Origin of the sequence: Sphingomonas sp. MA1305 (assembly GCF_016107325.1) — a bacterium.
Lineage (GTDB): Bacteria > Pseudomonadota > Alphaproteobacteria > Sphingomonadales > Sphingomonadaceae > Sphingomonas.
This window is the reverse complement of the sequence record NZ_RCVT01000001.1, coordinates 506,379-533,219: the sequence shown is the minus strand read 5'-3', so window position 1 is coordinate 533,219 and position 26,841 is coordinate 506,379. Positions and strand designations below refer to the sequence as shown.

General features: G+C 61.7%; 44 protein-coding genes. 34 read left to right on the top strand and 10 right to left on the bottom strand.

Annotated elements, in window-relative coordinates:
• Positions 1-120: 120 nt before the first annotated feature.
• The 8 genes from D9601_RS02660 to D9601_RS02625 all read right to left on the bottom strand — a co-directional run bounded on the left by D9601_RS02660 (position 121) and on the right by D9601_RS02625 (position 3,404).
• Positions 121-753 (bottom strand): RAD52 family DNA repair protein, encoded by a 633-nt coding sequence (locus D9601_RS02660; RefSeq protein ID WP_198352381.1) that lies wholly within the window; start codon positions 751-753, stop codon positions 121-123.
• Positions 750-1,232 (bottom strand): hypothetical protein, encoded by a 483-nt coding sequence (locus D9601_RS02655; RefSeq protein ID WP_198352380.1) that lies wholly within the window; start codon positions 1,230-1,232, stop codon positions 750-752. Before D9601_RS02655 ends, D9601_RS02660 begins: the two co-directional genes overlap by 4 nt.
• Positions 1,229-1,378, bottom strand: a complete 150-nt coding sequence (locus tag D9601_RS02650) for a hypothetical protein (RefSeq protein ID WP_198352379.1) — start codon at positions 1,376-1,378, stop codon at positions 1,229-1,231. The genes D9601_RS02655 and D9601_RS02650 overlap by 4 nt, the downstream gene beginning before the upstream one ends.
• Complete coding sequence (locus D9601_RS02645; protein ID WP_198352378.1) at positions 1,375-1,533, bottom strand: hypothetical protein; 159 nt, start codon at positions 1,531-1,533, stop codon at positions 1,375-1,377. The genes D9601_RS02650 and D9601_RS02645 overlap by 4 nt, the downstream gene beginning before the upstream one ends.
• Positions 1,533-1,844 (bottom strand): hypothetical protein, encoded by a 312-nt coding sequence (locus tag D9601_RS02640; RefSeq protein WP_198352377.1) that lies wholly within the window; start codon positions 1,842-1,844, stop codon positions 1,533-1,535. The genes D9601_RS02645 and D9601_RS02640 overlap by 1 nt, the downstream gene beginning before the upstream one ends.
• Positions 1,844-2,155, bottom strand: coding sequence for a hypothetical protein (locus D9601_RS02635; RefSeq protein WP_198352376.1), 312 nt, complete (start codon positions 2,153-2,155; stop codon positions 1,844-1,846). Before D9601_RS02635 ends, D9601_RS02640 begins: the two co-directional genes overlap by 1 nt.
• Positions 2,152-2,610: a hypothetical protein gene (locus D9601_RS02630; RefSeq protein ID WP_198352375.1), complete on the bottom strand. Its 459-nt coding sequence runs from the start codon at positions 2,608-2,610 to the stop codon at positions 2,152-2,154. Before D9601_RS02630 ends, D9601_RS02635 begins: the two co-directional genes overlap by 4 nt.
• Positions 2,611-2,726: 116 nt before the next feature.
• The gene (locus D9601_RS02625) at positions 2,727-3,404 is read right to left on the bottom strand and encodes an XRE family transcriptional regulator (protein ID WP_198352374.1); all 678 of its coding nucleotides are present in this window, start codon (positions 3,402-3,404) and stop codon (positions 2,727-2,729) included.
• Positions 3,405-3,421: 17 nt separating this feature from the next.
• Here D9601_RS02625 and D9601_RS20180 point away from each other — a divergent pair, with 17 nt between their 5' ends.
• From D9601_RS20180 to D9601_RS02485, 30 genes are all read left to right on the top strand, one after another.
• The gene (locus tag D9601_RS20180) at positions 3,422-3,607 is read left to right on the top strand and encodes a helix-turn-helix domain-containing protein (protein ID WP_198352373.1); all 186 of its coding nucleotides are present in this window, start codon (positions 3,422-3,424) and stop codon (positions 3,605-3,607) included.
• A complete protein-coding gene (locus D9601_RS02615; RefSeq protein ID WP_198352372.1) occupies positions 3,604-4,329 on the top strand; it encodes an HNH endonuclease in 726 nt (241 codons plus the stop codon). The genes D9601_RS20180 and D9601_RS02615 overlap by 4 nt, the downstream gene beginning before the upstream one ends.
• Positions 4,326-4,484 (top strand): hypothetical protein, encoded by a 159-nt coding sequence (locus D9601_RS02610; protein ID WP_198352371.1) that lies wholly within the window; start codon positions 4,326-4,328, stop codon positions 4,482-4,484. Before D9601_RS02615 ends, D9601_RS02610 begins: the two co-directional genes overlap by 4 nt.
• Complete coding sequence (locus D9601_RS02605; protein WP_198352370.1) at positions 4,477-4,956, top strand: hypothetical protein; 480 nt, start codon at positions 4,477-4,479, stop codon at positions 4,954-4,956. The genes D9601_RS02610 and D9601_RS02605 overlap by 8 nt, the downstream gene beginning before the upstream one ends.
• Entirely contained in the window at positions 4,953-5,111 is a 159-nt protein-coding gene (locus D9601_RS02600; RefSeq protein WP_198352369.1) for a hypothetical protein, read from the top strand. Before D9601_RS02605 ends, D9601_RS02600 begins: the two co-directional genes overlap by 4 nt.
• Before the next feature lie 77 nt (positions 5,112-5,188).
• Positions 5,189-5,458: a hypothetical protein gene (locus tag D9601_RS02595; protein WP_198352368.1), complete on the top strand. Its 270-nt coding sequence runs from the start codon at positions 5,189-5,191 to the stop codon at positions 5,456-5,458.
• Positions 5,455-5,877: a RusA family crossover junction endodeoxyribonuclease gene (locus tag D9601_RS02590; RefSeq protein WP_198352367.1), complete on the top strand. Its 423-nt coding sequence runs from the start codon at positions 5,455-5,457 to the stop codon at positions 5,875-5,877. The genes D9601_RS02595 and D9601_RS02590 overlap by 4 nt, the downstream gene beginning before the upstream one ends.
• Positions 5,874-7,220 (top strand): replicative DNA helicase, encoded by a 1,347-nt coding sequence (locus tag D9601_RS02585; protein WP_198352366.1) that lies wholly within the window; start codon positions 5,874-5,876, stop codon positions 7,218-7,220. The genes D9601_RS02590 and D9601_RS02585 overlap by 4 nt, the downstream gene beginning before the upstream one ends.
• The gene (locus tag D9601_RS02580; RefSeq protein WP_198352365.1) at positions 7,217-8,071 is read left to right on the top strand and encodes an HNH endonuclease; all 855 of its coding nucleotides are present in this window, start codon (positions 7,217-7,219) and stop codon (positions 8,069-8,071) included. The genes D9601_RS02585 and D9601_RS02580 overlap by 4 nt, the downstream gene beginning before the upstream one ends.
• A 1-nt stretch (position 8,072) precedes the next feature.
• A complete protein-coding gene (locus D9601_RS02575) occupies positions 8,073-8,246 on the top strand; it encodes a hypothetical protein (RefSeq protein ID WP_198352364.1) in 174 nt (57 codons plus the stop codon).
• Positions 8,247-8,357: 111 nt separating this feature from the next.
• Complete coding sequence (locus D9601_RS02570) at positions 8,358-8,678, top strand: hypothetical protein (protein ID WP_198352363.1); 321 nt, start codon at positions 8,358-8,360, stop codon at positions 8,676-8,678.
• 154 nt (positions 8,679-8,832) lie between these two features.
• Positions 8,833-9,399, top strand: a complete 567-nt coding sequence (locus D9601_RS02565; protein ID WP_198352362.1) for a hypothetical protein — start codon at positions 8,833-8,835, stop codon at positions 9,397-9,399.
• 169 nt (positions 9,400-9,568) lie between these two features.
• Complete coding sequence (locus D9601_RS02560) at positions 9,569-9,763, top strand: hypothetical protein (RefSeq protein ID WP_198352361.1); 195 nt, start codon at positions 9,569-9,571, stop codon at positions 9,761-9,763.
• Positions 9,696-9,989 carry a hypothetical protein gene (locus D9601_RS20175; protein WP_443024688.1) on the top strand — a complete coding sequence of 98 codons (294 nt, stop codon included), beginning with the start codon at positions 9,696-9,698 and terminating at the stop codon, positions 9,987-9,989. The genes D9601_RS02560 and D9601_RS20175 overlap by 68 nt, the downstream gene beginning before the upstream one ends.
• A gap of 59 nt (positions 9,990-10,048) precedes the next feature.
• Complete coding sequence (locus D9601_RS19985) at positions 10,049-10,183, top strand: hypothetical protein (protein WP_269769641.1); 135 nt, start codon at positions 10,049-10,051, stop codon at positions 10,181-10,183.
• Positions 10,184-10,203: 20 nt separating this feature from the next.
• Positions 10,204-10,497 carry a hypothetical protein gene (locus tag D9601_RS02550; RefSeq protein WP_198352359.1) on the top strand — a complete coding sequence of 98 codons (294 nt, stop codon included), beginning with the start codon at positions 10,204-10,206 and terminating at the stop codon, positions 10,495-10,497.
• Positions 10,466-11,779, top strand: coding sequence for a PBSX family phage terminase large subunit (locus tag D9601_RS02545; RefSeq protein WP_198352358.1), 1,314 nt, complete (start codon positions 10,466-10,468; stop codon positions 11,777-11,779). The genes D9601_RS02550 and D9601_RS02545 overlap by 32 nt, the downstream gene beginning before the upstream one ends.
• Complete coding sequence (locus D9601_RS02540; RefSeq protein ID WP_198352357.1) at positions 11,779-12,072, top strand: hypothetical protein; 294 nt, start codon at positions 11,779-11,781, stop codon at positions 12,070-12,072. Before D9601_RS02545 ends, D9601_RS02540 begins: the two co-directional genes overlap by 1 nt.
• A 26-nt stretch (positions 12,073-12,098) precedes the next feature.
• Positions 12,099-12,398 (top strand): hypothetical protein, encoded by a 300-nt coding sequence (locus tag D9601_RS02535; protein ID WP_198352356.1) that lies wholly within the window; start codon positions 12,099-12,101, stop codon positions 12,396-12,398.
• Positions 12,385-12,513 (top strand): hypothetical protein, encoded by a 129-nt coding sequence (locus D9601_RS19980; RefSeq protein ID WP_269769640.1) that lies wholly within the window; start codon positions 12,385-12,387, stop codon positions 12,511-12,513. Before D9601_RS02535 ends, D9601_RS19980 begins: the two co-directional genes overlap by 14 nt.
• 67 nt (positions 12,514-12,580) lie before the next feature.
• Complete coding sequence (locus tag D9601_RS02530) at positions 12,581-12,883, top strand: hypothetical protein (RefSeq protein WP_198352355.1); 303 nt, start codon at positions 12,581-12,583, stop codon at positions 12,881-12,883.
• Positions 12,883-15,006 carry a hypothetical protein gene (locus D9601_RS02525; RefSeq protein ID WP_198352354.1) on the top strand — a complete coding sequence of 708 codons (2,124 nt, stop codon included), beginning with the start codon at positions 12,883-12,885 and terminating at the stop codon, positions 15,004-15,006. The genes D9601_RS02530 and D9601_RS02525 overlap by 1 nt, the downstream gene beginning before the upstream one ends.
• 205 nt (positions 15,007-15,211) lie before the next feature.
• The gene (locus tag D9601_RS02520) at positions 15,212-15,490 is read left to right on the top strand and encodes a hypothetical protein (protein WP_198352353.1); all 279 of its coding nucleotides are present in this window, start codon (positions 15,212-15,214) and stop codon (positions 15,488-15,490) included.
• Positions 15,490-16,302, top strand: coding sequence for a hypothetical protein (locus D9601_RS02515; RefSeq protein ID WP_198352352.1), 813 nt, complete (start codon positions 15,490-15,492; stop codon positions 16,300-16,302). The genes D9601_RS02520 and D9601_RS02515 overlap by 1 nt, the downstream gene beginning before the upstream one ends.
• Positions 16,303-16,483: 181 nt before the next feature.
• Entirely contained in the window at positions 16,484-16,843 is a 360-nt protein-coding gene (locus D9601_RS02510) for a hypothetical protein (RefSeq protein WP_232473782.1), read from the top strand.
• A 28-nt stretch (positions 16,844-16,871) separates the two neighbouring features.
• Positions 16,872-17,459, top strand: a complete 588-nt coding sequence (locus D9601_RS02505) for a hypothetical protein (RefSeq protein ID WP_198352350.1) — start codon at positions 16,872-16,874, stop codon at positions 17,457-17,459.
• 15 nt (positions 17,460-17,474) lie between these two features.
• A complete protein-coding gene (locus D9601_RS02500) occupies positions 17,475-18,389 on the top strand; it encodes a phage major capsid protein (RefSeq protein WP_198352349.1) in 915 nt (304 codons plus the stop codon).
• 272 nt (positions 18,390-18,661) lie between these two features.
• Positions 18,662-19,441 carry a hypothetical protein gene (locus D9601_RS02495; protein ID WP_198352348.1) on the top strand — a complete coding sequence of 260 codons (780 nt, stop codon included), beginning with the start codon at positions 18,662-18,664 and terminating at the stop codon, positions 19,439-19,441.
• Positions 19,435-21,690, top strand: a complete 2,256-nt coding sequence (locus tag D9601_RS02490) for a hypothetical protein (RefSeq protein WP_198352347.1) — start codon at positions 19,435-19,437, stop codon at positions 21,688-21,690. The genes D9601_RS02495 and D9601_RS02490 overlap by 7 nt, the downstream gene beginning before the upstream one ends.
• Entirely contained in the window at positions 21,690-23,081 is a 1,392-nt protein-coding gene (locus D9601_RS02485; RefSeq protein ID WP_198352346.1) for a DUF1996 domain-containing protein, read from the top strand. Before D9601_RS02490 ends, D9601_RS02485 begins: the two co-directional genes overlap by 1 nt.
• Here the strand turns inward: D9601_RS02485 and D9601_RS02480 are convergent.
• Positions 23,050-23,613 (bottom strand): PEPxxWA-CTERM sorting domain-containing protein, encoded by a 564-nt coding sequence (locus tag D9601_RS02480; protein WP_232473781.1) that lies wholly within the window; start codon positions 23,611-23,613, stop codon positions 23,050-23,052. The two genes, D9601_RS02485 and D9601_RS02480, sit on opposite strands and share 32 nt — an antisense overlap.
• Positions 23,614-23,704: 91 nt before the next feature.
• Between D9601_RS02480 and D9601_RS02475 the strand changes: the two genes are divergently transcribed.
• The 4 genes from D9601_RS02475 to D9601_RS02460 all read left to right on the top strand — a co-directional run bounded on the left by D9601_RS02475 (position 23,705) and on the right by D9601_RS02460 (position 26,614).
• The gene (locus D9601_RS02475) at positions 23,705-24,109 is read left to right on the top strand and encodes a hypothetical protein (protein ID WP_198352345.1); all 405 of its coding nucleotides are present in this window, start codon (positions 23,705-23,707) and stop codon (positions 24,107-24,109) included.
• Between the two features lie 164 nt (positions 24,110-24,273).
• Positions 24,274-24,654, top strand: coding sequence for a hypothetical protein (locus D9601_RS02470; RefSeq protein ID WP_198352344.1), 381 nt, complete (start codon positions 24,274-24,276; stop codon positions 24,652-24,654).
• A complete protein-coding gene (locus D9601_RS02465) occupies positions 24,654-25,997 on the top strand; it encodes a packaged DNA stabilization protein (protein ID WP_198352343.1) in 1,344 nt (447 codons plus the stop codon). Before D9601_RS02470 ends, D9601_RS02465 begins: the two co-directional genes overlap by 1 nt.
• Entirely contained in the window at positions 25,997-26,614 is a 618-nt protein-coding gene (locus D9601_RS02460; protein ID WP_198352342.1) for a hypothetical protein, read from the top strand. The genes D9601_RS02465 and D9601_RS02460 overlap by 1 nt, the downstream gene beginning before the upstream one ends.
• Here D9601_RS02460 and D9601_RS02455 read toward each other — a convergent pair.
• The gene (locus D9601_RS02455) at positions 26,608-26,835 is read right to left on the bottom strand and encodes a hypothetical protein (protein WP_198352341.1); all 228 of its coding nucleotides are present in this window, start codon (positions 26,833-26,835) and stop codon (positions 26,608-26,610) included. The genes D9601_RS02460 and D9601_RS02455 overlap by 7 nt on opposite strands.
• Positions 26,836-26,841 lie beyond the last annotated feature (6 nt).

Sequence of the window (26,841 nt, the reverse complement as noted above, 5' to 3'; positions counted from 1 at the left end):
GCAGCCGAGCGAGCCAAGCGGCCTCCTTCAGCGTATCAGAGGCGTCAAGATAGCTGACGAAGCGAGCGGCCTGCTCGTCTGCGCGTGCCATCCGCACGGCGTTGGGAATGGTCCAGCCGCTCATGCTGCCACCCGATCCATTGCCTCGACCTCGGCCTTGCGCGTGGTCCATGCAGAGACGAGTGCATCGCCATAGCCGGTTGCGTTGGCAGCCTTCGCGTTCTTGGCCTTCCACTCATTGAGTTGGACCATTGTTTCGCAGGCGTTGATCTGCTCGCGGAATAGCCGCACGGTTTCCGGCTCTGGCTCTGGCGCGGCCTGCACGTTGGCCCGGCTCTTATCGTACAGAGCAAGGCCGAAGATGTTACCGAAGGTGCGGGCGGCGCGCTTCAGTGCGTCCGTTGCCGCCTCCTTGGTGGCGCCTTCAACGGCATCACCGACCGCCTTCGCAAAGCCAGATCCGAAACCAACGTCTTGTCGGGTCACGCCGGCAACAGTCAGGGTGCAGATGCAGGTGTAAGCCGCCTGCCATTGGGGATTGCCCTTGCTGTCCTTGCCTTCGGTGAGGGCATCGCGGCTCAGGTCAATGGTATAGGACCATCCTGCGAAGCCGAACACGCGGTTCAGCTCGTTGATGACGTGCCAGCCTTCCAGATAGTCACCTTTTGGACCGAAGGAGCCGGAGGGCTTCTTGACGTACTTGGGATCAAGCGGCGCTTCCAGCATGCGCTGCTGTTCGGGAGTAAGGGTCATTTGCGCCTCACAGTCAGGGTGATGCCGCCGTTGTCGAAGGCTACGCCCTCAGGCAGCGTGTCAGCGTCTTTGATCGCAGCCATGTTTGGCTTACGGATGAAGGTGCAGAGCGCGTCCGGCAGAGCGTCTGCGTTTGTCACGATCGGCTTGGGCGGGACCTGGCGCACCGAAAGCGTGGCTTCGGGCAGCGTCACCTTGTCCAGCTCGGCACATGCCATCAGGTCGGCGATGGCTTCCCGGTACGCATCCTTGCGGGCGGTCGCGCGGGTCTTGCGGGCCTGCCGGTCGCTGATCTGCTCGGCGAGGGAGGTGATAAAGCCTTCCTCGTCCTCAAGCCTATTCAGCAGCTTGGTGAGGATGACGAACAGGTCCGTCTCACCTTCCAGCATGTCGAGCTTCAGCCGCTCGTCATCATCGAAGTGGCTGCCGAGCGCCGCCATGACGTTCTCGACCTGAAGCCGGGCAATGTCGGTCCTCATGGCCGCACCACCTTCAGGATGCGCAGCAGATCGCGAGCAGCCTGGCGCTTGGTGTCACCGTAGCCACGCATAGCGCTGATAAAGGGAAGACCCGGCTCCTGGGCGCACCAGCCGCCAGACGGCATTGCGGAAAACACAGGGCTCATGCCCGCGGTCCTTTCGCAAAGAGGGAGTGTGCAGCCGCCCCGAAGAAGGACAGCACGTCTTGGGTGAGGTGAAGGGCAGGCTTGGCCCATGCGAACATAACGATGCTGCCGAACAGGATCAGGGTCATGCCGATCTGTGCGAGGTCAGGAGCCATCAGAACCCCTCCATCATACTGTCGCGGCGGGACTGAGCACGCCATTCGCGCGCTTCTTCCTGCATCTCGATCCAGTCAGCATGACATTCGTCCAGCAGCTGATCGTCGGTGTAGAGCGCGAGCGGGATCTCCACTTCGCTGCCGATCGGCGCGATAGAGATAATCTCGATCTCATCAGGGGAGCCGGGCTCTTCCCATGTGTCAGGATAGCCCTTGGTCGCGCTGTAGATAACACGAAGGCGTGCCTCCACATTATCGCCATTGCGATCTTCCCATGTAAATGTTGTCGTTAGGCGTCCACGCTCAGCCATCACGCCCTCCACGCATCAGGGTTGAGAGAGACGGGGCGCTGCGTCAGGATCGGCAGCGTCGGGAAGTGCCACGGGTTCGCGGCGGTCCGTTCTTCCTCGGTGCGCAGATCGTCCGCCACGGCATCAAGGCCGCGATCAATGTCGTCGATGCCGTTCGACCACGAGAGGTTCGACGCCAGTTCGCGCAGCAGCTCTACCAGCTTGGCGGCAGGAAGCTCCTGACCAAGCTGAATAGCCATGTCCTTGATCTGGTCGAGAGACAGGGCGGCAGTGTCGCCACTCCACCCGGCGGGGCTCGGGAGGTGGGTCATGCTTGCACCTGTGCGTCGGCAGGAATGATACCAAACGCGAGGCACCCGAACCGGGCATCGTTATCAACATAGCCCTCGCCGCTGTCTGGGTTGGTGTAATCCTCAGACACGACAACAGCACGCCCGGTGAATGACGTAACAGTGTCGCCATAGCGCAGGTGGGGATACAGCCACGTCGGGATCAGCCGAAGCGGGGTTTCCTCACTCCAGCGGCCAAAGCCAAGTTCATCGCATTCGGCGTTGGTCAGGCCGTCAAGCGGGATGCCACGGCAGAGGCGCCGCAGAAGGTCGTTCTTGTCACGAATTTGCGACAGCCGAAAATCATCTGGCCACGAACGGTAAATCACCGCATCAGCCGCAGCTATTGCCATGCTGCGCCGAACTTCCTTCGCCTGCTGAAACGGGGTCAGCGTGGCGAAGTAGTCAATTTCTTCCTGCTGGGGCTTGCGTGCCATCCTGCGTCTCCTGCCGGCGAAGGGCCGGTGTGGAGACGGGCATATATACGTATGCGGATACGCACAAGCACTTTTTATCCGCTCGCGTATTTTTATTCGCTAATGTACATTGGTGGTCAGGCGGGGATGATCGCCTTGACCTTAGCCGCCCACTCGATCTCCGCGTCCTCGATCAGCGGCGCGTTGGTGCTGACGAGGTGATAGCGCTGAGGCTTGGAACCCCGGATTACTCGCTTCACGAGCGTACGCCCGTCGACCAGTTTGACGACGCACAGGTTGTTTAGAACCTCGTCCTCAAGGATCGTCTGTTCGCCAGCATAGATTAGCCGCCAACCGTCCTCGGCTACCGGGATCAGGCTATCGCCTCGCACCTCGACCGCAACAGCTTTTCCCTTCACGAACGGCGGCCGATCAACGGTGCCGAACCCGTCTCCGTGTGCCATGTCATCAAAGGGGTATATAGCAGCGCCGGCGCCAACGTATCCAACAATCTGCACTTCGCCGGCACTTTCCGCGCGCATAGTGCTATTCAAGAAGGTTTCGATCGTCACACCTGCCAAGCGGGCAAGCTTAACTAGCGCATCGTACTTTGGTGCGGTGCCACCTTCCCACCTGGCGACGGTTGCTTGTGTCGCTCCAATCACGAAACCGAATTCGGTCTGTGTCTCACCACGGGACTGCCGCAGCAACTTGATACGTTCGGCTAGAGGTGTGCTCATGTCGGCGGCATAGGCACGACCCGGCCGCATCTCCAATCCGCGCGCGTATTTTGCCGCTTGCGTGGCTATACGCATACGTATATATCCGTGGCATGGCACATCGCAGTCTCGCAGAACGACGCCGCACCCTCGGTCTTTCTCAGACCGAGTTGGCTGCAAGGCTCGGTATCAGTCAAGCCGCGGTATCGCGCGCTGAGAACGAGGACCGATCGGATAAGCGATACGCGCTGGCGCTAGAGGCGCTGGAGTTGCGGGCGCAGATCGGGGCCGCAGCATGAAGCTGATCCCCGCCACGCTGGGCTACAGCGCCATTGTTGACGATGAGGATTTCGAACGCCTCGCGCAGTTCCGCTGGTACGCGCATAACTGCGGTGGCAAATCGAGCACGCATAAGCGACCAGCCCGGCGCACATCGGTAGCGGAGGGGCGGAACGTGCTGTTCTTGGTCCACCATATCATGCGCGCGCCGATTGGCATGGTCGTGGACCATATCAACGGCGACCCTTGGGACAATCGGAAGGCGAACCTGCGAGTATGCTCGCCGAAGCAGAATGTTTGGAATCAAAGGCGCAAGCATCGCGGCGAACTGCCGAAAGGCGTCTATAAGCGGGGTAGCCGATACTGGTCGAAAATTGCCGCTAATCGTACCAATTACGATCTTGGTTGCTATGACACAGCGGAAGAAGCTGGCTTGGCCTACGATGCCGCCGCTCTTTTCCTTCATGGCAAGTTTGCGGCTCTCAACTATCCCGATCGCGGTACCGTTGCCACCGACCCGGTAATCATTGGTCAGTCGTGGGAGCGCGCAAGGGCCTCTGAGCCGAGTGCCGAGGTGCAAGCAGCCTTGGCCTTGATGTCCGAGGGACTGAACAGTCGGATCGCTGCCGAGAGGACTGGCGCGCCTCGCTCTATATTGCTGCGTCATGCTGCTGGACGCGGTGTTGCTGCGCCTCGTGGCCGTCCTCGGAAGGACCATTCCGAACAGGAGCGCGCCGCATGACCCGCCTCGACCTCATCCTCTGGTTCATCGCCGGCTGGTTCGTCGCGAGCGTCATCGCTGCGGTCATCGTCTGCCGCTGCATCCCGCCCTCGCAGGATGACGAACAGGTCCGGGGTGACACTCAATCTCATAATGGGAGCGCTACACGTGGCTGACCCAACCATCGTGCCGAATAACGGCGCACTTCCCAAACAGCAGTTACACGCGAAGATCATGCGGGGCTGGGCTCGCGCGATCGACAAGCGTGGCAAGGGCCGGTTTGCCGACGACATCGGCTGCTCGGGCACTGGCCTCGACAAGCAACTGAGCGGATCGCTGCCGTCGCTGGAATCCATCGACAAGGCGCTGTGCGTCGAGCCGACCGTGCTGGATGACTGGCTTGCCTTCCGCGGTATGCGTGTCGTCGCTGAGGACGCCATCTGCGACGTTGACGACATGCAGCTGCTGATCAGCCGCGTGCTGGTGATGATCGCCGAGGCAGAGCATCCGGACGGCCCCGGCGGGCGCACGATCGTCCCGCAGGAATATATCGCTGGTGAGGCGCTGATCCGCCAGCTGCACAGTGCCACCGGTCGCTGGCTTGAGCGCTGCGCCTCCATCCGCCGGCCGCGTGAGGTGCGGGCATGAGCATCCTCACCATGCTTACCGATATGGGTCAGCGCCGTCGCCAAGACGCCGCTCAACGCGCGCTCTTCAAGATGGTGGAGGCTAACCGTAATAGTCCGCTGATCGTGGATTATCGCATCCGCCGTGCTGCCGCTCTGCGGGGGTGCCGCAAATGAGCCCCGCCCCGCAACACGTCGTTGACGCGATCCTGCTCAATCATAGTTCCGCGTCCGCCCACCGCGCCCTCCGTGATATGGGCTACACCGCTACGCTGTCGCACCTCGACATCCGTATTTCGCAGCTTCGCGCTGCCGGCAAGCGCGGCACCCTGCCGAAGCCCACGATCTTCGAGGCGACCGACACTGGCGTGATCGATGCCGAAGCAGGCTGCGCTGCCCTTCTCCGCGCCATGCTCAAAAGCTATGCCCGTAAGGCCTTGGTCAAGGGCACCAGCATGGAAGATGCCATGCTCACCAGCCTCTACAGCCCTGAGCAGATCAAGGCGTGGAGGGCGGCGGCATGACGTTCGACCTTCCTATGCCGCCGACGAGCAACAACCTGTTCGTCACTGACAAGCGCACCATGAAGCGCTTCCCCAGCCCTGCATACAAGGCGTGGAAGAAGGCCGCAGGCGACGCTTTGCAGCAGCAATACGCGGCATTAGGCGGCCCTGCTGTTCATCGGCCTGTTGCGCTGACGATCCGGCTCAATCTTAACTATCAATCGGACATCGCCAATCGCGAAAAGGCGATCACCGATCTGCTGGTCGACAAGATCGAGATGCCCGACGATCGCTACATTGATCGTGTCTTGATCGAACGCGACCGCACCGTTGAAGGTGCAGTGGTCACCATTGAGGGAAGCTACATCGGCGAGGCTCGCAGCCTTGGCGAGCTGATCAAGCCAATCATGGCGCGGATTGCCGATCAGGTGTCCGAATGAGTACGGTCGAGGCGGAATATGCCCTGCTTGGCGGTCTAGTCTACGACAACAAGCGGATTGACGCTGTCGCCGACATCCTCGCGCCTGAGGATTTTGCTGACCCGTTCCTCGGCTACACCTATAGCCTGATCGTCGCGGAGCATAGCCAGGGCCGCGCGGCCAACCCGATCACCCTTCGCCCACTGCTGCAACCGCACGACAGCTACGCGGCGATCGGCGGAGACAAATTCCTCGCCACACTGATGGCCTCGACCGCGGCGGGCGTTCCGACCCTCGACACCGGACGCATGATCGCGCGGCTTGCCAAGCGTCGGCGGCTGATCGAGGGCTTGCAGGCATCGGCCGCCATGGAAAGCGATACGCCGATTGAGGCTATCGTGGACGCTGCCGACGCCGCGATCGTCACTGCCACGTACAGCGCGGAAAGCGCGGTCGAGCTGACCGGCGCGGCCTGTGTCGGCAGACTGCTGGATAGTTTCGGTCAGCCCAAGAAGGGCGTGAAGTGCGGCGTGATCAAAGCCGTCGACCAGTTGCTTGGGCCGCTGCGCAAGAAGCAGCTGGTGATCCTCGCTGGGCGGCCTGGCATGGGTAAGACCGCTGCCGCCCTATCCTACACGCTGGGCGCCGCACAGAACGGCCATGGCGTGTTGTTCGTCAGCCTGGAGATGGGCGGCGAGGAGCTGGCCAGCCGCATGGCCGGGGATCTTTGCTTCAACGGTCGCAGCGGTGTCCCGCTCGACGATATCCTCGACGATAACCCCACCCCCTCTACCATCCGCGCCGTTGGTCAAGCCATGGGGATGTTGGAAGACATGCCTCTGTCGGTGATCGACACCGGCAAGCTGACCATCGGCCGCCTCGGCATGATGATCCGCCGGCACGCCCGCCGCATGGTTGCCAAGGGTCAAGAGCTTGAGCTGGTCGTTATAGACTATCTCCAGCTGCTGTCGCCGGACGGCAAGGCGAAGAGCAGTTACGAAGCGGTCAGCGAGATTAGCCGCGGGCTCAAGGCCATCGCCAAGGATGCCGGGGTTGCGATCCTCGCGCTGGCGCAGCTGTCCCGCGAAGTTGAGAAGCGCACCGATCGCCGGCCGCAGCTGAGCGACCTTCGCGACAGCGGCCAGATAGAGCAGGACGCCGACGCAGTGATGTTCCTCGTCCGTGAGGAATACTATCTGCGCCAGAACGAGCCTGAGCAGGGCAGCGCCGAGCGCCACGATTGGGAACAGGCGCTGGCAGCGGTCGAAAACCAGATCGAGTTCGTCTGTGCCAAGCGCCGCAACGGTCGCACGGGCAGCGCCAAGGGTCAGTTCTTCACGCGGTTCCAGGCGGTGCGGGGATGAGCCTGTCAGCAGAGGTCCTTGACGCCTTGGTGGCGACCGGCATGACCGCCGAGCAGCTGGCCGTGATCCTGAAGGCGGACATGGCAGCAGAACAGGCAAAGATCGCTCGCCAAGTGCCGTGGGCGAAACTGCGCCAAATGGCTTTTGAGCGTGACGGTGAGTGCTGCGGATATTGCGGCACTGAGGCCGGTCCGTTTGAGATTGACCACATCGTTCCACGCGCTGCTGGCGGTGAAAATGTCCTCGAAAACGTCATCGTGGCTTGCCAGTCGTGCAACCGCGCAAAGCGTGATCGCCAAGGTGAAGAATGGCGCGTTTTGAGCGACCGCCGCGCTCGCGATCGTGAGCGGAAGCGGGCTGAACGCGCCGAAAAGAAGGGACCTTCCAAGGATGTCCGAACTGTCCGCGGACAGTCCAAGGACAAAGTGGACACCTCCCCTGAGGTTTCCCCCAATGATATATATTCTAACCCCCTTCCTAACCCCACCACTGGCGCTGAAGCGCCTTGCCCGCTTGCCGAGCGCGTTGTCGAAGCTTGGAACGAGGGACCGGGGAAGCGAGGCGCGACCACTGCCAAGCCTCTGGACGCCGGTCGCCGCAAATCGCTGAGCCTGAGGCTGAAGGAACACACCGAAGCGGAGGTGTTCGAGGCGATCCGCAACGTCGGCGCGAGCGACTTCCACTGCGGCAAGAACGACCGCGGCTGGACCGCAAACCTCGGCTGGCTGCTGAAAAGCCCGGAGAATTTCCAGAAGGCCTTGGAGCTGATGCCCCGCAAGCCGCTGGCTCCGCCGGCCTCAGGAGCGCCGACCGATCTAATCCAGCACATTCTCCGGCGCCAGGCAGCATGACATGCCAGCAAACACAGGAACGCCGCCACGGCATGAGCTGGTCGACATCCGCTTTCGCAACGGCATCATCGTCCGCGGCATCGACCCGGCCAAATATCGCTGGACGCTGGACGACCCGAAATACCCGCCGTCCTTCGCCTTCGACATCCTCGACTGGCAGCCGTGCAAGCCGTGACGCGCGAGCGATCGAAACCCGAAGGGCGGAGACACGCAGTGGCTCCGTCGCAGATGAGAGCGCGGTCGGAACGACGCGCCCTAACCCACTGTATTCTCAGGAGACAACACGATGAAGGAGATGGCGCATACGCCGGGGGAGTGGATCGTGCCGCGAAGCCTAGCCGATATGCCTGCTAAGCCGGGCGTATACCACTACGAATACGTCGACTGTCTCGTTCTCTACAAAGGCGAGCTGTGTCTTCGGCCGTGGAATTGCGAGCATCAGGTATTCGATGACGAAAATCGTGACGACCATTTCTGCGATTGGGATCAAGTCGAGGCTTATCGGTCACTATCGGGGGACCTTGTCGCTGCAAAAGTAGCTGTCGCTGAGGCACGCGCCAAAGCCCTCCCCACCCAAGAGACAAAGACCAAGGAGGATGGGGAATGAGCTACGATAGCCGATGGCAAGCTGGCTGGAACGCCGGTGCAGCGAAGAAACCGCAAACCGCCTGCCCATATCCTTGGACCAGTGTGTACCGGCGCGATTGGATGGATGGCTATCGCTGCGCCACTGAACCGCTCGTGCTTCGGGGGGCAGCACAATGACCCAAGATACGAAGGTCGACTGGGGCGCTGCGATCGAGGCGGTCCATGAGGATGGGCGGGTGGTGCCCGTTGTCGCAACTCGTCATGAACGTGATAGCCACCGCATCGAAGGTGACATTGGCTACGATTACACGTGGGCTACTCACAGCGGTCAGACCGCGAGCCCCTGGCGCATCCGCAACGTCCCCACCCCCACCAACGAGGTCAGGGAGCGGATGGAGGCGGCAATCCGCAGACACGTCGCGGGCAAGATCATGATGTATGATGATGCGGTTGGTCCTAACCTGTCGGTTGAAGCCGAGTTCCGCGCCATCGTCGCCCTGCTTGATCCGGTAGATGGGGATTTGCTGATCGCCCGTGAGATGGCGGCAGACGATCTCTTGGCTTCGGTTCACACCGCAATGATCAGCACGCTTGTCACGACTGATGACGGCGAGCCTTTGGAGGGAGAGGCTGCCGCTCAAGCGATCGTCGCGGGCCGGTGCGACCAGACTGTGCCGGTGCGCGGCCGTCTCGCCGCCATAAAACGCGGCCGTGCTCTTGAGCGGGGAGACGCGGCATGAGGAAAATCGCTTTCGTGCTGGCTGCTGCAGGTTTGATGGCGCCACCTCCGCCTGACCGTCGGGTGCGTCCAACAGGGTCGACTGGCGAGGGCTGCCCTAAATGCCGTGAAGATTACGACAACTGCCCGTGTGACGCCCGCCACTCACACGTCGAAAGGGGAGAGTAACAATGGGGGAGATCACAACGCCGCTGCTCGTCCTCGCGCCAGGCTTGACGTACACCGCTGGCTCGGACGGCGCGCTGATCATCACCGATCAGCACTCCCACGCAGACATCCTCCGCTACGTCGTCAGCGATGTTGGCGTCGAGCACGCACACGCCCTGCTCAATCAGGTCAGCTCACACTTCGAAAGGGAGGGGTAGGATGGGAAACCTTCGTGGACGCCCGGCAAAGCGCCGTAGAGAGGTCATGGCCTTCGTTGAGGCATCGGTGCACCAGAATGGCCGTGCGCCTTCCTACGGGGAGATTTGCGACACCCTTGGCATTCGTACTAGGCATGAGGTCAGTCGCATCGTTGGCTGCCTAGAAGCTCAAGGCCTATTGCGCCGAGCTGGCGCCGGCCGTGTCAGGCGTATCCACCTCACCTGACTTTTGCTAACTGACCGCTACCAACCTGCAGTGCTATCTACGAGTCAAGGAGATTGACCATGTCGACGACTATCAACGGCCAGCCAACCAAGCCGATGCCCGCCAGTGTGACCGCTGGCATGAAGCGCGGCGAGCCCAAGAAGCTGGCGCAGAGTAAGGGGACGAAGCCTGTCAGCACCGTTCGGGTGAAGTGATCCAAAGTAGACCTATCTAGATGGCACGGGGTAAAAAAACGGGCGGGCGTGTCGCTGGCACGCCTAACAAGACGACCGCCAGCATGAAGGCGGCGATCCAGTCCGTTTATGACAAGTTACAGGAAGCGTCGGGTGGCGATCACGGTCACTTTCTCGCTTGGGCACAAGGCGAGCCAACCGAGTTTTACAAACTCGCGTCCAAGCTGCTGCCGATCCAGGTTGCCGGTGATGAGGAAAATCCGATCCGTCATGTGATGCGCGTCGAACTGGTGGACCTGAAGAGTGGCGACGGCGCAGATCGCACTACCGCCTAAGCTTCGGCCGGTATTCGTCGGCGAGGCGCGCTACCGCGGAGCATACGGGGGGCGTGGATCGGGTAAGACGCGATCCTTCGCCAAGATGACTGCAGTCCGCGCCTACCAGTGGGCGATGCAGGGCGACAGCGGCGTGATCGTTTGCGCCCGCGAGTTCATGAACAGCCTTGATGAGAGTTCGATGGCGGAGATCAAGGCGGCGATCTTCGAAGAACCCTGGCTAGCGGCTCACTTCGACATCGGTGAGAAATACATCCGCACCACGGGGCTCGCTGGCACGATCGAATACAAGTTCGCCGGCCTTGATCGCAACATCGACAGCATCAAGTCCAAGGCTCGTATCAAGATCCTCTGGGTGGATGAGGCTGAGCCAGTCAGCGACAAGGCATGGCAGGTAGCCATCCCTTCAGTTCGCGAGCATGACAGCGAGATTTGGGTCACCTGGAACCCCGCCAGCCGCCGCAGCGCGACCAACAAGCGCTTCCGCGTTGATCCGCCAGATGGTGCCAAGATCGTCGAACTGAATTGGCGCGATAATCCCGCCTTCCCTGCCGTTCTAGAGAACGAAAGACGGCAGGACTTGATCCGTAGGCCGGATACCTACCAGCATGTCTGGGAAGGCGATTACGAGGCATCGGCGGAGGGGGCCTATTACGCGCAGTCGCTGGCCCTCGCTCGCGCACAGGGCCGGATCACGTCGCTGACTGTAGATCCCCTGATGCAGCTATGGTCGTTCTGGGACATCGGCACACGCGATCACACGGCGATCTGGGTTGTGCAGTTTGTCGGCGATCGGGTGAAGCTGCTCGACTATTACGAGGCATCGGGACAGCCCCTTGCCGTTCATCTACAATGGCTGCGCGATAACGGTTACGAAAGCTGCATCTGCGTCTTGCCCCATGACGGCGCCAACACCAACCATCTGAGTGCCATGCGGTACGTCGACCATGTCCGCGAGGCTGGATTTGAGGCTGAAGTCGTACGCAATCAGGGTAAGGGCGCGGCGATGCAACGTGTCGAGGCCCTACGCCGGCTGTTCCCGTCCGTCTGGATCGACAAGGACGAGTGCGGGCCTGGTATCGAGGCGCTGGCAGCATACCATGAGAAGAAGGACGACAAGCGCGACATCGGGCTTGGGCCGGAGCATGACTGGTCGAGCCATGGTGCAGACGCTGCCGGCCTGATTGCCATCGCCAAGCCACTGCTAGTCGATCGCGCAGCCGACAACGACGACTGGTATGCCGAAGAGCATCACCGCCCCTCTAACAGCGCAGGTTACTGATGCTTCACATTCTCTCCGGCATTGGCACAGACGAGGTCCGCAAGCGCTTCCAAGAGTGCGCGCGGCACAACGACTATCAGGTACGCGAATGGCTGCTACCCGCAGCCAATGGCGACGGACTGCGCGTTGCAGCTACGATGAAGATCGCTGAACGGACGCATGGATTGGGCTTCAAATGGGATGGCGAGGACATCAACGTACTGGCTGCCCGATGCATGTCACTGGATATGGCGATGATGGCGTTGCCTGATGCGGTAGCGCAGGGGAAGAGCGCTTTGTGGGAGGACAACTGATGCCCCGCGGTATCGGAGCGAACCGCATGCGGCTGGTCAAGCGCCCTCGCTTGTCGGGGCCGGCCGCAACGCTGCTTGAAGCCGCTGCAGACCATGTCGATTGCGAGGGCCCACGCAAAGAACGAATGGTGGGGTGCTTACTGATCAGCGTGTATGCCGATGGCCGCTGCAACAAGACGATCCACCGCCCGATGGGCGACGGCATGACCGACACTCTGTTCTACGCCGTCGCTAGGCAAGGCATGGACGGGATGATCGCTCGCAAGATCGCGGAGGATGCCGCGGTGGATGTCATTCAGGAGTGCACCGACTATGACGAATGCTGAGGAACTCGACGCCCTGAAGGCCAAGCTCGCCGCCCGCAAGAAGATGCCCGGCTTCGAAGAGAACGTGCGCGAGTTGCAGAAGCGCATCGACGAGTTGGAGCGTCAGTCGAATTAAGCTAACTTACGCCAGCACAACGATAGCCTAATTGGTCTGCCCAAGCGGGGAAGCTTGGAGACGGATCATGGCTACGAAGAAGACGACGCCTGAGAAGACGAAGGCGGCACCGGAGCGCAACGAAACCACGGACGGCCCGGTTACCGAACTGGCCCATGTCGGAGGCAACACCTCCACCGAGACGCTGAAGCAGATGGCCGGCGTGTCGGATGAGCCGTACAATCCGTCCGAGCATACCTCGGAGCAGCCCAGCCAGCAGCAGCAGGACGCGTTCGAAGGCCTGAAGCAGGCCAAGCAGGACATCAAGCATCCTGAGAAGAAGCCCGAGCCGAACCCGCATCACCACGGCCCTGGCAGCGACATCGGCTGATGGCGTCAGCGGCTCCGATCGAAATGGAAGATGTGGCCGACGAGGCTGCAGGCGGTGCGGAGCCGCTGGCAACGCTGGTGCAGCTTGCCCAATCGCGAGGTGACCTGTCGGCGCTGCTGGATGACCAGACCCTGTCAACGATTGGGCACGACGTTGTTCAGGACTATGAGCGCGACTTAGGCGACCGCCAAGAATGGGAAGAGACGGTACGCAAGGCGCTGAAGCGGGCTGCGCAGGAAAAGGTCGTGCTGGCTAACGCGCCGGCCTATCGTAACGCCCACGTCGATTTTCCCATCCTCACGGTAGCAGCGCAGCAGTTCAATGCGCGTGCCTATCCAGCAATCTGCAAGCCGGGCGACATGGTCCGGATCAAGGTTATCGGGTCTGATCGCGGACGCCCTGCCCAAGACGAGCAGGGCAATGTGCTGGTGCAGCTCAACGGCAAGACCATGACCCAGCAGCAGGCCGCTCAGGCGCTGCAGGGTCTACAAGCGCAGATGCCGCCAGCGCAGGAAGGCCAACCGGCACCTGACATGCCGCAGCCTGAGCCGATGTGGGCGATCCCGCCTGGTGCCAAGCAGGCCCGCGCCGATCGCGTGGCAGACTATCTCAACGTTTACATCGAATTTCGCATGGACGATTGGGAGGAGGACACCGATGCCCTCCTTACCCAGCTTCCCATAGTCGGCTGCGGCTTCCGGAAGTGCTGGTGGGAAGAGGGCAAGGAGTGCCACGCCTATGTCCCGGCGCTTGACCTAATCGTTCCGCAGTCAGCCAAGTCGCTGAAGACCACACCGCGCATCACCGAGCGCATGCCGGAAGTCTATCCCTATCAGATCAAGCGGCGGATTGCGGCTGGCGATTATCGCGCCGTCGATTTGACCCCAGAGGGTGACGACGCTGAGGCCCCTCGCCTGCTGCTAGAGCAGCACCGGTTCCTGGATTTGGACGGCGACGGCGCGGATGAACCGTACATCGTCACCATCGACAAGACCACGTCTCAGGTGCTGCGGATTGAGGCCAATTTCGGTCCCGATGACATCGTTCTGGCTGATGACGACACGACCGTTCTGCGCATTGAGCGGCAGCGGTTCTACGTCAAATACGGTTTCCTGCCCGACCCCAAGGGCGGTTTCTACGACATCGGCTTCGGACACCTTGTCGAGCAGCTTGGCGACGTGATCAACGCGAGCATCAACCAGATGCTGGACGCGGGGCATGCGCAGATCGCAGGCGGCGGGTTCATCGCATCGGGCCTGCGTCTGCAGTCAAACAGTCGTAACGAGGCCATCCGGTGGATGCCGGGTGAGTACAAGACGGTAAGCGTCGCGGCCGGCGATCTTCGCGCCGGCATCGTAGAACGCACATTCCCGAACCCCTCGCCAATCTTGTTCCAGCTTTTGGAACTGATGCTGGGGGCCGCGAAGGACATCACCAGCGTCAAAGACATCGTGACGGGCAATGCGCCCAACACGGCGCCCGTGGGCACGACGCTGGCCCTGATCGAACAGGGGCTGCAGGTTTTCACCGCGATCTACAAGCGGGTTTACCGTTCGCTAGGCGACGAATTCAGCATCCTTTTCGCCAACCTCGCCAAGTTCGGCGGGGAAGAGGCTGCGGCCGACTATCTGGCTGTGCTGGATGATCCCGCAGCGAACTTCGAAGGCGACTTTGGTGACAGCGACATGGACATCAAGCCGGTGGCTGATCCCACCGCCGTTACATCCGCGCAACGGATCGCCAAGGCGCAAGTGCTGGCTGGCATGAAGGGTCAGGGTCTCGACGACATGGAGATCAACCGGCGCATCCTTGAGGCGGCGAGCATCGAGAACATCGACGCTCTGATGCCTAAGCAGTCGGCGCCCGACCCGCTGGCCATCGCAGAACTGCGGGTGAAGACCAGCCAGGCCAATCTCAACGACGCCAAGGCCGCACAGGCCGGCGCAGCAGCGACAAAGACAGGAGTCGAGGTTGGACACTCCCTTGGCGAAAGCGACGGTTACGCAGGACGAGTTCCTGGCGTGGACGCAGGACCCGCGGACCCAATGGGTGCTGGCGGCGCTGGAAACGCTGGCGAAGGCGCAGGAGGGGGAATGGGCGGCAGCCCTGTCGGCGCCTTCTGATGTGCTGCCGCGGCTTCAGCTCGAATTGAGAACGAGGGCCGATGCGTATCGCGCAATGGCTCAGACGGAATACGAGGCGGTGTGCAGCGCCTTGGATCAAGAACCAGTGGTGGAATAGGCCGCCACACAGACGAAGGAGGCCCTAGTGGGCTCGATACCAGACCTAGCGGACTGCCGCCCCGGCCTCCGCGCTACCGGCTTCGCGATGATCGTCGCTGTTGCTCCTGTCGCTGAGAAGCACGGCAGCGTCTTCATTCCCGACAGCGTCCGCGACAAAGACAAGCTGACCGGCGTTCAAGGCCGCGTCGTCTCCAAATCTCCCGCCTGCTTCGACCATGGCCAATTCGGCGATGCCGTCCCTGAGCTTGGTGACATCGTCCAGTTTGCCAAACTGGCTGGCGTGATGACGACAGGCGCCGATGGGCGCGAATACCGCATCATCCAGGACAAGGACGTGATGGCGATTGTTGAGGAGGCGGCGTGATGTCTGAAGAGCAGATCGTTGATACCGGGGCTGATGCCGGCGATGTGGCAGACGCGGGAGATGCCAGCGCGGATGCCCCTCGGCAATTGACTGAGGTCGAACAGCTCGCCAAGGACATGGGCTGGGACCCCGAATACAAGGGCAGCCAGGGCAAGCCTCCGCGATCAGCGCAGGACTGGATCAAGTCGACTGATCGCCGCAACAAGAACTTGTCGCGCGAGGTCGAGACGCTGCGGTCCAGCATCGAGCGCATCGTGGATGCCACCGATAAGCAGGTAAAGCGGGAGGTCGAGCGTCGCGCGCAGGAAATTGAAGAGCGGTTCTCGGCTGCTGTTGATAGCGGCGACAAGCAAGCTGCAGCGAGGGCAGCGCAGGAGATGCGCGATCTTGAGGCGGAGGCCCAGCCGACCAGCAAAGGGCGTGACTACGAAGCGGACTTCGCTCGCGACAACCCTTGGTACGGTAAGGACGAAGAAGCGTCCGCCTACGCCGTCACGATCGCACAACGCGAGGCTGGCAAGGGCGCCAAACCTGAGCAGCAGCTAGAGGCGGCGGCAGCGGCGGTGCGCAAACGCTTCCCCGAGCTGTTCGACGAGCAGCCAAAGCGCGAAGAGCCCAAGACACCGCTGGTCCATGCTCCTAGCCGAACGATGCGGGAGCGCCGCAGCACCGGGTTTGCCGACATGCCGGAAGTCGCGCGTCTGGCAGCCAATCGCTTCTACGAGGCAGCCAAGATGCGCGGCACAGCGCCTGACCGGAAAGACTTCGAGGCAAAGTACGCCAAAGATTACTTTTCCGATCAAGCCGCTTGACACAATCGAATAAGTCGATCAGAGAAAGGATTGCGATATGCCGCGTGGCATTCGTCGGAGCGCTGAAGCAGCGCAAGTGCCTGCCGAGACGCAGGCTTCCGTTCTAGACCAGCCGGTTTCGCGCCGCGCTGAAGAAACCCGCCGGGAGCGTCGCAGGCGCAACGACGGCGATCTAGACCGGATGGCGAGCATGAAGCTCGCAATTCCGCGAGAGATTCAGGAGCAGGCCCGCCGCGACGGCAAGGTCGTCCGCTGGATTCTGGATACTCGCATGACCGAAGCCCACTCGAACGATTGGGATAAGGTCGAAGGTGTCGAGCCTGTCCAAGCCAATCCGATGTCGGGCACCGATGAACGGCTCGTCCTCTGCTCCAAATACGCTGACTGGCACGAAGCCGACCAACGCTCGGATGAGCAGGTGGTCGACGAGCGCGAAAAGCAGCTCATGCGCGGTCAGGTCAGCGACGGCAGCCGGTCTAGCAGTGGGGTCCATGTTCCCCAAGGCCAGACCAATCGAGTGACCACGCAACGGGGGCTTTGAACTCGCGCCCCCACGAGGGGTTTGAGCAATGCCTAACGCCAATGCACCGACCGGGCTGATGCCCCGTCGCTACCGTAACGGCTCCCCGTGGATGGGGGCCGCTCGCCAGTATTTCGTCGCCGCAGCCGACGCCACCGCGCTTTATGTCGGTGACCCGGTCGTCATTACTGCCAGCACCGATACCACGGGCCATGCCCAAGTAACGCGCGCTACGGCTGGTGCGGGCAACCGCATCACGGGCGTTGTCGTCGGTTTCCGTCCCAGCGCTCCGCTTCAGGCCGCCTATCCGGCGCGGCCGGCATCGCAAGCTGGCTATGTCCTTGTGGCCGATGATCCGGACCTTCTGTTTGAGGTTCAGGAAAATGCCACTACGGACGGCGCCGCTCTGACGGCTGCGGCCATGGGCAAGAACGTGAATCTGATTGCCGGCACCGGTGGTGCGAACGGCTCGGGCTTCATGATCGACAGCACCTCGGCCGCTACGACCAACACCGGCCAGCTTCGCGTCGTCGAGCTGCAGCGTCGCACCGACAACGTCATCGGCGCCTACGCCAAGTGGCTCGTCGCCATCAACCAGCCGACCGAAACCGGCGCTGCCGGCTCGACCGGCGTCTAAGGAGGGGGAAGAGCAATGCCCGCAGGTATCATCACTCGTTCCGCCCATCCCGACGCTCTGTGGCCCGGTGTGAAGGCGTGGTTTGGCATGGAATACGACAAGGTCCCGGCGACCTGGTCGAAAATCTTCACCAAGATGTCCTCCAACAAGTTCCAGGAGCGCATCGCGGAGTCGACCACGTTCGGTCTGGCTCCGACCAAGACCGAAGCTGCCCCGATCCAGTATGACTCGGATCAGGAAGGCTACGTTGCGATCTTCCAGCATGCGGTGTATGGCCTCGGCTACATCGTCACGCGGGAAGAGCTGGAAGACAACCAATACGAGGAAGTCAGCCAGGCGCGTTCGGGCAACCTTGCGTGGTCAATGCAGACCACGGCGGAGTATGTCCACGCGAACGTCCTCAACCGCGGCTTCTCCACGCAGTACCCGATCGGCGACGGCGCGGCGCTGTTCTCGGCGGCCCACCCGACGCAGAGCGGCAACCAGTCCAACCTTCTGACCGCGGCCGACTTCTCGGAAGCGGCAATGGAGGACGCCACCAAGGCCGTTTGGGCGATCAAGAACAACCGCGGTTTCCCGATCAATGCGGGCGTCAAGCGGCTGATCATCCCGACCAACGTCGCGTTCAACGCCACCCGCGTCCTGAACTCTGTTCTGCGCTCGGGCACCAACAACAACGACATCAATGCGCTGAACGCGATGGGCATCGTGCCGGACATCGTGGTCAACAAGTACCTGTCGTCGTCGAACGCTTGGTACGTGCAGACGGATGTGCCGAACGGCCTGATTTCGATGTGGCGCCGCCAGGTCGAGCTTGAGAAGGACAACGACTTCGACACCGAGAATGCGAAGGCCAAGGCCACCATGCGCTTTGCGTGCGGTGCCGCCGACTGGCGCGCGATCTTCGGCAACGCATCGGCCTCTGGCTGATCCTAGAGCCGCCGGGGCGTAGCTATGCGCGTGGTTCCGACCAAATACGTCCCCGGCGGCACATGGGGCATCTGTCAGCGGTGCGGCTTCAAGTTCCGTCTGTCGGAACTGCGCACCGAATGGAGTGGGCTCAAGGTTTGTGACGCGGACTTTGACCCTCTCCCAGACACGATGAAGCCGCCCCGAAATGCTCCGGAAGGCCTGGCCCGCCTCGATGCCTCTCCGGAATACCCGGACACCTTCGTTGCCACACGCATCCGTCCCGAGGATCTATGACGACCAGCGGCGTGACCACCGGCACTATGACAGCGCAAGAGGTGGTTCAGGCCGCCCTTGAAGAGCTTGGCGTGCTGTCGGCTGGCGAGCGCGCGGAAGGGACGGAGCTTGAGGTTGGCATCCGGCAGCTGAACTGGATGCTGAAGAGCTTTACGGCGCGCGGCATCAACCAGTGGCGCAAGGCCACGACGATCATCACCATTCCCGCAAACGTGCGAACCGTCACCCTACCGCCTGTGGTGGAGGAAGTGACCTACGCCGCTATCCAGGCCCAAGGCAGCTACACGCGTCCGCTGGCTCGCTATGAGGCGGGCCAATACCCGCAGATAGCGTCTGCAAGCCGTGGGTTTCCAGTGGGCTACTATGTGGACCGCCAGCGTGATGCTTGTCGCTTCTCGGTATGGCCGACACCTGCAGTCGACACGCCGCTGATCATCGACGTGCTGCGAGTAATCGAGGACATCACCGACCCCACTGAGACGCTAGACGTTCCGTCCAAGTGGCTTGAGACGGTCTATATTGCTCTTGCGGCCCGCATGGCGACGGTTATGGGCGTGACGCGCACGGATCCGGCAACTGCAACCCTTCTGGCGCAGCGCGCGCAGTCGTTTGAGCAGTTGCTGCTTGATGACGATCGGCCGCCGTCCATCTTTATGGGCGACTTTGCAGCGCCCGTTGGGGCGGGAGGCGGCATCTCCGCTCCCCTGCCCGGCATGCCGCCCGTGCTTCCCGATCCTGCTGCGGTTAGCTACCAGTGGGAGGCAACCGAATGGTAGACATCAGCTTTGCACGCGTCCTCGCGCTGCCGTCTCTTACTCAACCTAATACGCTATATTTCGTCAAACCGCTGGGCGCGGTTTCGGTTGATCTGTTCGTGTCGGGTAACGATGGAATACCACTGCCTATCAATGGCGGCACGCCTACTCCAACGCCGACGCCGACCCCAACGCCCACGCACACCCTGCTCGCCCCCCAGGTCGTGCAGGCAACCGCCGACGACAATTACAGCCTCGCGTTCGACGTTACGCTGCTGGCAGACTCCGCTTTGCCCGATACCGGGTACATGGGATTCGGCCTGAAGGCGGAACGCGCGACCAATTCAGCCTTTACGGCTGGGTACGCCACCGAAACGAACCTGCTCAACGGCACCAACATCAGTGCTGGCGACAGCGACTTCCTGATCACCAACGCGCTGATCCCCGGCACGCCGTATTACCTCCGTTTTAGTGTCATCCCACCCTTGGGAGACACGATCAATCTCACATCGCCAACGACCGCAGTCGGGCCGTTCACGGTGCCGGGCGATGTCAGCAGCAACCTCAACCCGATTATCACGCTGTCGGGCGACAGCTTCATCGGCAACACGAACCCGGTCGATGCGACCGCTGCGCCCTATTCCGGCTTCTACGTCGGCTACTTCATCCAACAACACCCCGGTCATACGTGGCGCAACTTCGCCAAGGGTGGACAGGGGCTGGTCTATTTTGAGCAGCAGTTGCCCTCGATCCTCGCGCTCAAGCCGTACATCCATTACGACGATCAGGGCCGCAACGACTTCATGGACGCGGCAATCGTCAACTACAGCTACAACAGCGAGCAAGAACTGTTCGACGCCTACACGGCCAAGCGTAAGGGTCTGTGGGATCAGATCGTCGCGCAAGGCACGAAGCTGATCACCAACACGCTGACCGAGCGTCATGCATCCGACAATGAGTCCTACAACCAAATCTACAATCGTTGGCGCAAGACTTACAACACGTGGGTCCGCAGCCTGAAGACCAGCGGCTACCTCTACGATGTGGTCGATTACGGCGGAGACGCCACGGTCGGCGCTGACGGCGGTTTCCAGATCAACACCATCCCGATCACATCGGACGGCCTGCACTTCTACGAGCCGGCGAGCGATCCGACGCACGGCCACGGCATCGCCTATTCCTACTTCAAGCCTGTTTTCGAGAACGCCTTGGCGAACATCCCGCTTCCGGGCGGCAGCACAGGAGACGACGACGTGTCGAGCTTTGCCATCGGCCCGACCAACGTGACGCATGCGGAAGGCAACAGCGGCACAACGCTGTTCCAGTACACCGTCACGCGCACTGGCGGCCTTACCTTCCCCGCATCTATCGATTGGGCGGTCACCGGCTCCGGTTCGAACCCGGCCAGCGCGGCCGATTTCCAGGGCGGTGCATTCCCGAGCGGGACCGCGACCTTTGCTGCCAATGCGGCAACGGCGACGATCAACGTCTACGTGGCCGGCGACAGCACCGTTGAGCCTGACGAGGGCTTCACGGTGACACTGACCAACGGACGGACGTTCGGCACAATCACCAATGCAACTGCGACCGGCACGATCACCAACGACGACACGAGCGGCGGTGGCGGGGGCGGAAGCGCTGTCGCCTACACGGCCGGCACGCCGCAGTACAACATGGACCAATTCGCCAGCACGGATGGATTCAACGCCATCAATCTGCAAGCGGGCTATCCTCTGTTCGCTCTGGTTCCCGACCCCGACTATATGGACAGCCGCTATCCGGCATCGGCCAAGCTGACCAAGTCGGGGCAGCCGGACGTGACGTTGACCAAGGTCGGAACGGTCTGGTGGACCAGCACCAGCCCGATCGTCGCCGCCTCCGATTGGGTGCTGACGGCGGTCGCGGCGTCGCCCTTCGTCGGCCTTTCGATGTTCCCAGGCGTTACGGCGGCGCCGGTTACGATCGTCGAAAACTTCTCGACCTTCGTCGGAAGCGGCAACGACAGCCCTGCTGTCGCCACCAATGCCAACACGATCGGAACCGGTGGCATCGCGTTGCACCTGACCGAAGCCGATATTTCCGGCAGCAACCCCCCAACGCTCACACCGAATGGCGCGACGCAGGTCGCGACGGTGACCGGCACTGCGTTCAGCGGCGCGAAGGTCCGCGTCACGATGGCAACCACGACGACGTCCGGCAAGCAGTCGACCGGCTTCGACGTTGGCGCCAACGTGCGTCTGTTCAGCCTCACGCTGGCGCCGGCGGCATGATGCGCTGGCTTCTCGCTCTGGCGGCTCTGATCGCCTCGCCGGCCGCGGCGCAACTCAACCTGCCCGCACAGCTGACGTACAGCGTCACCGACCCGACGCCGACCTATCCGGTGCCGGCGGACGCGGAGATGCCGCCAGCGATCAGCGAGACCTACGATGTCTCGCAACTGACCACGACGACCTCGACCAACTTCGTGGCATCGAACTATCAGGGCTCGCAGGCCAAGGCGCGCTTTACGTGTGTCCCTAACGATACCGTGGCGTATATCGACCAACTTCGCGGCCCTGGCCAGCAGCCGTTCGGCCACGGTCACGGCCCGTTCTTCGGGGGCACCAGCGTCTCGAAGGATATCACCACCTGGCCCCAGCTCCGCGCCGCAGCGCAGGCGAAGAGCGCTGCCGGCGTTCTTGCCGCGACCTGCCCCGGCGACCGCATCAACGGCTCCCTGTACTGGCAGCCGTGGGTGATGAAGCCCAACGCGCTCGGCGATGGCGTGACGCGGCTGAAGAAGGTCAACCTGATCACGCTGTATTACGTAATCGATAAGCCGGAAGCCGCTGCGACGACAGAACGTCTGCGTCGGGGATTTGGAGCCGTGTTCGGCATGAACATGGACGATCCGGACATGCTGGCGTTCAAGGCGCTCATCGCCAAGGCGAACCAGACCAACCCGCAGATACAGCTTCAATTCAACGAGGTGTCTCACGGCGAATGGGTCTGCGACGGTGATAGCAACGTCTATCCGGCGCTGGCGAACTATGACGGCACGCCCATGTTCCAGTGCGCGGCGGGCAAGACCCTTTACGCACGGGTGAGCAGCAACGTCTGCTGGAACGGCCATCTGCGATCGGCGGACGGCTATAGCCACATCATCCCGCAGGTTCGCGCGGGGCAGGACGGCCAGCTACATTGCCCGGCTGAATACCCTTACAAGCTGCCGCAGATCGAGACGATCTTCCGCTATTCGCACCTCGGGCCAAGCGACTACAGCAAGTGGCGCCTGTCGAGCGACGATCACGCGGCGATGATCACCGGTCGAGCCTTCCGCAACGGCGAGAGCCTGCACACCGACTATATCTTCGGCTGGGACGAGCGGTTCAGCGACGACTGGCAGTGCGCGCTGGGCATGAAGGTGCCGGGCCGCCTGTGTACGGTCGCTGAGGGCGGCACTGGCCCGCATGACCTCGATTACAGCACCACCGGCCCCCGCGGTCAGAATGGCCCTGTGACACGTCTGCTGAGCGATAGCGTGGTGCCGAATAGCGGCGGTAAGGTGCTGATCGACCTCGGCCGCAATTTCACCGGCGCGCAGGCCAGCGACTGGCTGGATATGCCGACGCTCGGCACCTCACAGCCCGTCAAAGGGCCGGTGAAGATCCATGTGCACTAACTTTGCGACGGCGCAGGGCATATCCTGCCATGCCGAATCCGAGCAGCATCAGGCCCCAGGTCGCGGGCTCGGGTACGGCGGATGTCGGCACGAATTTCACAAATCCGATGAAGCCCGAAGTCTGCGGCCCGTAGGCGGACAGCTCGAAATAGCTTCCCGCGATATAGTCCCGAGGCTTGTCGGCAGGCTGCGCAATGAATTGGTTTGTCAGAGTGGCGGTCGAAGGATCGCCAGCGCTGACCATAGCCGAATACTGCTGCTGCGGGCCGTCGATCGGTGTCAGAAGGTAAGCGTAGTTGAACCTGAATTGGTCACTTCCGCCCTTCTCAGTGAAGTTGAGGGTAAGGAAACCCGGCACGTTGATGGACGGCAGTTGGTACTGCGTGACGTAGTCGGGCATGCCCCGTCCGGCAAAGTTGACGTCATAGTCAAGCCGGAACCCCCCGTCTTCGGTCTGCGAGAAGGTCTGCGCCACCGCGGGCATAGCCGCGACCAAAGCGGCACTAGCCGCCAGCATCATCCCGAATCGCATCGTTCGTCTCCCTGTTCTGGCAGGAAGGTTGACGGGTCCTTAACCGAGAGTCGAGCGCTCATTTTGACGCAGCTAATGAAAGGGGTCTTCAATGGCTAAGGTCGGTCCAGGTGATTGGATGAGCGGTGCCGCACAGCCAGATGGTGGCTTTCTGCTTTTTGCGCAGGCCACCGATGCTAGCGGAAACCCGACCGGTACATCGGCGAACCCCACGTCTACGCAGGCTGCGCCGTTAGCTGCAGGAACGGACCGCAGCGGCATTGTCGGTACAGCCGCAATCCAGCTTGCGCCTACCAATCCGGCACGGCGCGGCCTCAACATCCAGAACATCAGCACGGCTAATCTTGGTATCAATGAGATTGGCGGAACCGCAGCGATCGGTAGCGCAGGCACGTACACGCTGGCCGCAGGCGCATCGCTCAACGTGCGCACCAACCGAGCCATCAGCATCATCGCCAGCGCGGCGTCTAGCGCTTACACCGCTACGGAGTTTTGATCGTGGCGGAGGCAACAGGAGGCGTTTCTCTCGGTCAGGTTCAGGCTTTGGTCGCTGGCATGATTCCGCAGCCTGCTACTACGACGCCAGCCACGGAAGCGATAGGCGGTAACGCGGGTACGGATCCGACGCAATTTGCTCAAAAAGGGCACCAACACCCTCGCTTGACCAGCACGACCTACGCGACGCTCGACAGCAGCGGCCAAGCCACGGTCACGTTCAGTCGCACCTTCGTTAACAAACCCGGCCTCAACCTCACTGAGACAGATGCGACGACGGCAACACAGCCGTTAGTCCTGCGCGGCCTCGCTTGGATACGTGACGGCAACGGCCTGTACACTGGCGTGACGATCCAAGGGCAGCGCGCGCAGATGCTGCCGACGATCAACCCGCTCTCTGGTACGATCGCGCTGCTTTCGGGCCTAATTACGGGCGTCAACGCAGTGTTCGCGCAGCTGACCGGCTACAACATCTTCGGCGGGAACGCATCTGGTGCTACGGTATCGGTGATCGCTATTGCCCGAAGCGATGTATCGGCTAGCTAATGGCAGCCAAAGTTCCCTTCGGCATTCAAACGTACCGGCGGTATGATCTGCCGCCGGTACGACTGGTGAACCTGTACGCAGAGCAGGTGCCCACCGGCAAGGACAGCGTCGTTCTACTCCCCCGCCCTGCCTTGCGGAAAACTGGTCAGATCGGCAGCGGCCCCGTGAATGGCATCTTTCAGCAGTCGAACATCAGCGGCAACGCGCTATTCGTTCTGTCCGGCGACACGCTCTACGCCGGCCCCTTGGCCCTTGGCACTGTAACGGGCGCCGGCACGGCAAAGTTTGCAGGTGTCGACGGCGCGACCATGTTGACCCGTGGCGCAGACCTATACCGAACGGACGGCGCCACCCTGACCCAAATCGCTTTTCCGGACGGGGCCAGCACCACCGCGATTGCCTATCTCGCGGGCTATGCCGTCGCATCGCGAGCCAATACCCGCCGGTTGTACTTCGCGCTTGATAGCACGAATTGGGACGCGCTCGATTATGTGAGTGCGGAGCAATCGACTGAGGCGATCATTGGAATGTCGGTTCTGGTCGATCAGCTTGCGGTTTTCTGCACCCGCCACACCGAGTTCTTCTTTGTCACCGGCGATGCCGACGCCCCGTTTCAGAGGGTGCAAGGTCGCATTTTTGATAAGGGCGCAAAGACCAAGGATGCGATCGTCCGCATGGACAATACGGTGTTCTGGGTCGGGCATGATAATATCGTCTACCGCGCGGACAATGAGCCGGTGCGGGTGTCGGATCACGGCATTGAAGAGCTGATCAGCAAATCTCAGACGGCGGTTGCCTGGTCCTACCCATGGCAAGGCCACCTCTTCTACGTCCTGCAGCTTGATACGACGACGATCGCTTATGATGCAGCCACACAGCAGTGGCATGAGCTGGCGAGCTACGGCCGGGATCGCTGGCGAGGTCGGATTGGTTTCTATGGGTTGAGCGGCATGGTCGTAGGCGACGAGGTCGACGGCACCCTCTACACGCTCGACGAAAATACCTATGCCGATCAGTACGAGGTCATCTCGCGCGAGTTCACGGTGCTGATTGATGGTCCAGCGTTCGTCAATACGCTTTCGGTCGATGTGTCCAACGCGACCGACGACAATCCTGGCGGCCTGCTTGAACTGCGAACGTCACGCGACAACGGCAAGAATTGGTCGGCATACCGTCAGCAAAACCTTGGAGGCACGGGGCAGACCCGGAAGCGCGCGATGTTTCGCCGGTGCGGCCGGGCTGATCAGACCGGCTATGTGATGCAGTTCCGGCTTACATCGGCGGTCGCGTCGCGAATCTCCTCCGTACGGCTCAACGACATTGGCGGGGGGCGTGGCCGGTAATGCCGTTGAAGCTCCCACGCCTCGTTTCTGCTGCGGCCATCGTCGACCAGCAAGGCAAGCCGACCGGATCCATGATCCAGTGGTGGCAGCAAGTCGTCAGCCAGATCGAGAACGCGATCTCGCTGATTGTCCAGCTCACCGGCATCCAGGACCAATTTGAGCTGGCGCTGCAGCAGGCGCAGCAGGCAACGGCAGATGCGCAGGCAGCGGCGACAGCGGCAGCCGCGGCGACGGCGGCAGCAAAGAGGGAAGCCGCGCTACAGGGAAGCTATATCGAACCCTCTAGTGTGCTGAGCGCCACCACCGACACGATTACGATCGCGGCTCATACGCGATACTATCCACAGGCCAGCGGCGATCCGATTGCCGTGTCGGTCAATGGGGGCACCGTTCCGGCTACTTCGTTCGGCGACACGGATTACATCTCGTATAGCGACCCCATGCGCGCCGGTGGGGCGGTCACCTATGTTGTAAGCACTGACCCCCCAACACAGACCGGCGACACCCATGTTGTCGGCGCGGTACTGATCCCAGATACGGGGATTCAGGATGGCGGAGACGGCCCGAAACGTCCTGGCTACGTTCAGCCGTATATTCCGCAGCAACAGAGTCAGTGATCGACCCGCACGCAGTCAAAGGTCGTGCTGTTGCGAACTTCATTCTGACCACTGATACGAGCTACTTTACCATATTTGCGACAATGAGCGTCCGCTAAGGCAAGCGCCTTGCTGCGGCTCATGTTGAAGTTGGCGCCGACCACGCCTCCCGCTTCATTTGCACCAACCAGTGAGGGTGCGCACCCGGTAAGCAGAATAGCGATCAAAACCAGCGCTCGCATCTTGCA